The organism is Microcystis sp. CS-574 (assembly GCF_028329095.1).
Lineage (GTDB): Bacteria > Cyanobacteriota > Cyanobacteriia > Cyanobacteriales > Microcystaceae > Microcystis > Microcystis ichthyoblabe_A.
The window spans coordinates 1-4,703 of the sequence record NZ_JAQMSY010000073.1 but is presented as its reverse complement, the minus strand read 5'-3'; the positions used below and the strand labels follow the sequence as shown (position 1 = coordinate 4,703).

Genomic DNA, 4,703 nt, shown 5'->3' with positions numbered 1-4,703 from the left:
TGAGACGAGTAGCACTTAACGCTCTTAACCAGGAATCCACTTACCGACGTAGTCTGGCACAAAAAAGTAAACGGACGGCCATGGATAATGACTATATGATGGCTGTGCTGAAAGCCTTTTGTCAAGCCTAATTGAGATGCTTTTACCCTGCTTGGAACTGGGAAAAAATCTATCTACTTCTATATAGATTTTTCCTTCCCATTCAGCCTTATATTTCAACATGGTACAGAATTGACCCCAACCAGCATCACTAATTGATTTTGCTAGTTTAGGGTTTTTGACCATGTTTCTGACTGCCAGATTTTCTACCACTATGACTTGGTTTTCGTCAACTAATTTACGACTTAGTTTGTGCAGAAAATCTTCACGACAACGAAGGATTTTAGAGTGAACTTTAGCAACTTTAACTCTAGCTTTATTTCGGTTGTTAGAGCCTTTTTGCTTGCGGCTTAGTTTCTTTTGTCTCCTCGCTAATCTTTGTTCGTACTTACGATAGTATTGAGGATTCCCGTGTTTAGTCCCATCTGATGTAATAGCAAAATGGGTTAGTCCAACGTCTATGCCGACAGCTTTTCCTTCTGATGATTTTTGGGGTAAATCCTGACCATCATCATAAAGACAAGATGCGAAATATTCTCCTGATGGATTAACTGAAACCGTAACAGACTTTAAGTCTCCCTCTGGTTGCCGTGAAACTTGGCAATAGACTTCACCAATTTTAGGTAATACCAGAACATCATTTTTTAACTTACAGTGTTGAGGAAATCTAATCGACTGCCTATTTTGCTTTTTCTTGAAGTTAGGATATTTAGCTCTACCTTCAAAGAAATTAAGGAAAGCACTAGAAAGATTTAAAGCTGCTTGTTGTAATACCTGCGATGGTACTTCGCTTAACCACTCATACTCTTTTTTTAGGTAAGGCAGCTGCTTAATTATTTCGTTTCTGCTTAATCCTTTTCCAGTTTGCTTGTAAGTTTCGGATGTTAAGTTTATAGCGTAATTGTAAAACCATCTAGCACAGCCAAACGACTTGGCAAGCAAAACTGATTGTTCGCTTGTCGGATAGATTCTCTACTTGAACGCTTTTAGCATTTTGCTTACCAAACTACATTTACTATGGTAAGCTATGTGAGCAACAATGTCAAGCCGTCCTCCGCTATGCTAAAGGACGGGGTTTTAGACCCAAATTTTCGATAAGCTATTGACATTTTAGCTCGAAAATCAGCTTGATAAATGGCTCCATTAGCCTCGGCAATGTTAGCCCCGATTGAAGTGCCACTCCTTAATAGCTGTTTTGACAAAACATATTCTTGTTTAGTCTCACACAAATATTTATAGCCTTTAACAATCCTAAGGGCAAATTTATAAGCTTTGTCATAAACTTTACTCTCCATCTGTTTGCCCCGCTACTGATTACTGATTACTGATTACTGATTACTGTTTTTCTCCCTGTTTATGGGGTAAAAAGAAAGCATCGAGGGGATCTGGGATGGGTTTAACCACTGCGGAGGGTTTGGGGGGAATCGCTTCCGCGACGGGTTGCGCGGGGGGATTGGGTTTAACGGGGGTAACGACGGGAGTTTCTGGGGGTTTTGTTTCAGCTGCGCTGGGAATTGTCACCTGTCGGGGATTTTCCAGGGGTTTAGTGGAGACTGGGGGAGAATTATTTTCTGGGGGTTTAACTTCTGAGGTGGGGGAAGGTTTAATTTCTGGGGACGGGGAGGGAGTAGGAAGAGAATTAACCGCTACTGCATCCATCTGTTCTAATTCCACCACATACAATTCGTTAACGGTTTGGGAACCCTGGGGAATAGCTTCAAAGTCAATTTTGCCCTTAATGACGATTTCTTCGCCTTGACGGGGTAATTTATTGCTATTGGTGCGAATCCAAATCTTACCAGACCCATCCTGCAAAAGATAGGCTCCTCCCGCTAAAAAAGGGGCATAATTGCTCACAGTTCCCCTAAGATAAACTAAAGCACCTTTTGGTTTTTCCTGTAATTGCTCGATCGCTGTTAGGGGAGGATCACCGATGTAGGGAACGGCAATACCGAGGTCAGCAAGGGTACTACAACCGAATAACCCTAGCAATAACAATAAACTGCTGATGCGCCCTAGACGAGTCTGGATAGACATTCTTGCTTTAACCTTAACGAGTGCGATTAGCCAATCTTTTTGACCATAGAATGGATCCGAAAGATTTTTGTTCTCGGTATATCATAGAATGTCCGTAACTACTTGCCAAATTCTCGACGGGAAAGCCTTAGCTCAAAAAATCCAGCTTGGTCTAGGAGAGCGCATCCAGACGCTAAAATCTCCAATGGGAAGACCTCCGGGGTTAGCGGTGTTGATGGTGGGGGATAATCCTGCTAGTGCCGTTTATGTACGCAATAAGGAGAAAGCTTGTACTAAAATCGGCATGGCCTCTTTTGGTCGTCATTTTCCTACCGATACAAGTGAACTAGAAATTTTAGCGGAAATTGTCCGTCTCAATCAAGATGAGCGGGTGGACGGGATTTTAATTCAATTACCTTTACCTAAGCATTTAGACGCGGTTTCCCTTCTCTACCAAATTGACCCGAAAAAAGATGCTGATGGTTTACATCCTCTCAATTTAGGCGGTTTAGTGCGGGGTGAGGACTGTATCCGCAGTTGTACTCCTGCGGGGGTCATGGCACTGCTGAAAGAATATAATATTCCCATAGCTGGTAAGCACGCGGTGGTACTGGGTCGCAGTATTCTAGTGGGGAAACCTTTAGCTTTAATGTTATTGGAGGAAAACGCTACGGTAACTATTGCTCACTCGCGCACGGAAAATCTGGCAGAAATAACCAGAAGTGCTGATATTTTAGTACCTGCGGTCGGTAAAGCGAATTTAATCACCCCGGATATGGTAAAACCTGGTGCGGTAGTGGTGGATGTGGGTATTAATCGCGTCGCTGACCGTTTGGTGGGGGATGTGGACTATGCTGGAGTTTTAGAAGTAGCTAGTTATCTTACTCCTGTACCGGGTGGTGTCGGTCCGATGACAGTGGCAATGTTATTAAAAAATACCTTGTTAAGTTACGAACGCAAGTTATAAATCCTCAGCTACCAGCTATCAGCTATTCAGTGATTCGGCTCTCTTGGATTCGGTAGGTAAAATCTATTCTAAAATACAGTCCTGCTGGTGAGTGCATGGAACGAACCACGAAGACACAAAGGACACAAAGATTGATCACTTCTATATAAGTTAAACTTATCACACAAAGAATAAGAGGGCTGTAATTCTACCGATACAATCCTTGATTTTTTTTTAACTATGTTGGTAGAATTTTGCAAAACTGGATAGACTAGGAGCTTTTCGGTCATGATCTTTATTATCCCGATTATTCTTGGTGCGGCGGCCTTAGTTACTGCTGGTGTGGGAGTTAGTGCGGGTGCTAATGGTGTCTCTAAGCTACAAAAGGCGGAAAAAATTGGCAAAAGTGCCGAACAAAGATATAAAAAAGCCAATAAATCCCTAGAAAAAAAGTTTCAAGCTACCCAAAAATTTGCGGAAGAATACGGTCAACTGCAAATTAATGTCAAAATCAACACTATCGGCAGATTTATTAAGTTTATTAGCAGAATTGATCAAAGAATAGGTCAAAGACTTGGTCAAAATTCTTCCCAATCCCATCAACGCTTCTTAGAAGGGTTTGAGGGATTTTCTGCCGAACAATTCAAGGAATATAAAGCAGAAGTGTTAGACGCGCAAAGTTTGGCTGTGGGGGGTTTAAAAGTAGTGGGAGTCGCTTCGGCAGCCAGTCAGGGAACCCTAGGATTAATTGGTCTTTTCGGTACTGCTAGTACAGGAACAGCAATTAGTGGACTTAGTGGGGTAGCCGCTTGGAATGCTACCTTAGCATGGTTAGGAGGTGGTTCTTTAGCTGCCGGTGGTGGTGGTATGGCCCTGGGAACAGTGGTTTTAGGAGGTATTACCGTTGGACCTGCTTTAATGATTGGTGGTTTTGTCTTAGGAGGAGAAGGGAAAAAAGCCCTAACTAAAGCTATCGAATACGCCAAGGAAGTGAATAATAAAATAGCTCAGTTAGATAAAAGTAAGAGTTTTTTAGGACAAGTTCAGCGCAGAATTAAGGAGTTACAATACCTCGTTAATAGTCTGAATAGTAGAGCTATTAAGAGTTTAACTGAACTGGAGTCACGAGCTAATTTTAATCTCCATCTAGAGGAAGATGTGGCCAAGTTTCGGGAGGTACTACTTTTAATTAAAGCTTCATCGGAAATCATGAAACTACCTATTCTAGACGAAAAGGGAAAATTAACCAAAGCAACGGAAAATCTCGAAGAAAAGTACCGCCATCTCTTAGAAAACTAATAATTATTCTTGAAAATCTATGAATGTTATCAATTGGTAAATCGCAGGGTAAGAGCATCTTAATTAGGCTTGACAAAAGGCTTTCAGCACAGCCATCATATAGTCATTATCCATGGCCGCCCGTTTACTTTTTTGTGCCAGACTACGTCGGTAAGTGGATTCCTGGTTAAGAGCGTTAAGTGCTACTCGTCTCAAGAAGGCCCCCATTACGAGGGCTGTGGCCTGAGCGAATCCGAGATTTATCTTCATTAAAAGTAACATCTAAAATCCAATGAGCCTGATTTTCAATGCCCCAATGTTTACGAATAGCATTACCTATTTTTTGAGCATCAGCGGGGAGAGA

The 4,703-nt window shown here is 41.9% G+C and carries 3 protein-coding genes and 3 pseudogenes; 2 read left to right on the top strand and 4 right to left on the bottom strand.

Translation table 11 applies throughout. The features are described from left to right. Window positions 1–150 precede the first annotated feature (150 nt). From PN470_RS05145 to PN470_RS05135, 3 genes and pseudogenes are all read right to left on the bottom strand, one after another. Window positions 151–1,068: pseudogene (locus PN470_RS05145) on the bottom strand (RNA-guided endonuclease InsQ/TnpB family protein); the annotation flags it as partial. Window positions 1,069–1,187: 119 nt separating this feature from the next. Next, window positions 1,188–1,394, bottom strand: a pseudogene (locus tag PN470_RS05140) (four helix bundle protein); the annotation flags it as partial. A 40-nt stretch (window positions 1,395–1,434) separates the two neighbouring features. Then, on the bottom strand, window positions 1,435–2,136 hold the full coding sequence (locus tag PN470_RS05135; RefSeq protein WP_103112845.1) for an OB-fold nucleic acid binding domain protein: 702 nt from the start codon (window positions 2,134–2,136) through the stop codon (window positions 1,435–1,437). An 88-nt stretch (window positions 2,137–2,224) separates the two neighbouring features. On the opposite strand from PN470_RS05135, the gene folD reads away from it, so the two are divergent. Continuing rightward, entirely contained in the window at window positions 2,225–3,082 is an 858-nt protein-coding gene (gene folD / locus PN470_RS05130) for a bifunctional methylenetetrahydrofolate dehydrogenase/methenyltetrahydrofolate cyclohydrolase FolD (protein WP_002735754.1), read from the top strand. 267 nt (window positions 3,083–3,349) lie between these two features. Then, complete coding sequence (locus PN470_RS05125) at window positions 3,350–4,360, top strand: hypothetical protein (RefSeq protein ID WP_272103898.1); 1,011 nt, start codon at window positions 3,350–3,352, stop codon at window positions 4,358–4,360. Window positions 4,361–4,423: 63 nt separating this feature from the next. Here the strand turns inward: PN470_RS05125 and PN470_RS05120 are convergent. Beyond that, a pseudogene (locus PN470_RS05120) lies at window positions 4,424–4,703 on the bottom strand (ISAs1 family transposase); the annotation flags it as partial.

Coding starts and splice junctions, on each gene's coding strand:
- folD (WP_002735754.1), top strand. CDS start 2,225: ATGTCCGTAACTACTTGCCAAATTCTCGACGGGAAAGCCTTAGCTCAA.
- PN470_RS05125 (WP_272103898.1), top strand. CDS start 3,350: ATGATCTTTATTATCCCGATTATTCTTGGTGCGGCGGCCTTAGTTACT.
- PN470_RS05135 (WP_103112845.1), bottom strand. CDS start 2,136: ATGTCTATCCAGACTCGTCTAGGGCGCATCAGCAGTTTATTGTTATTG.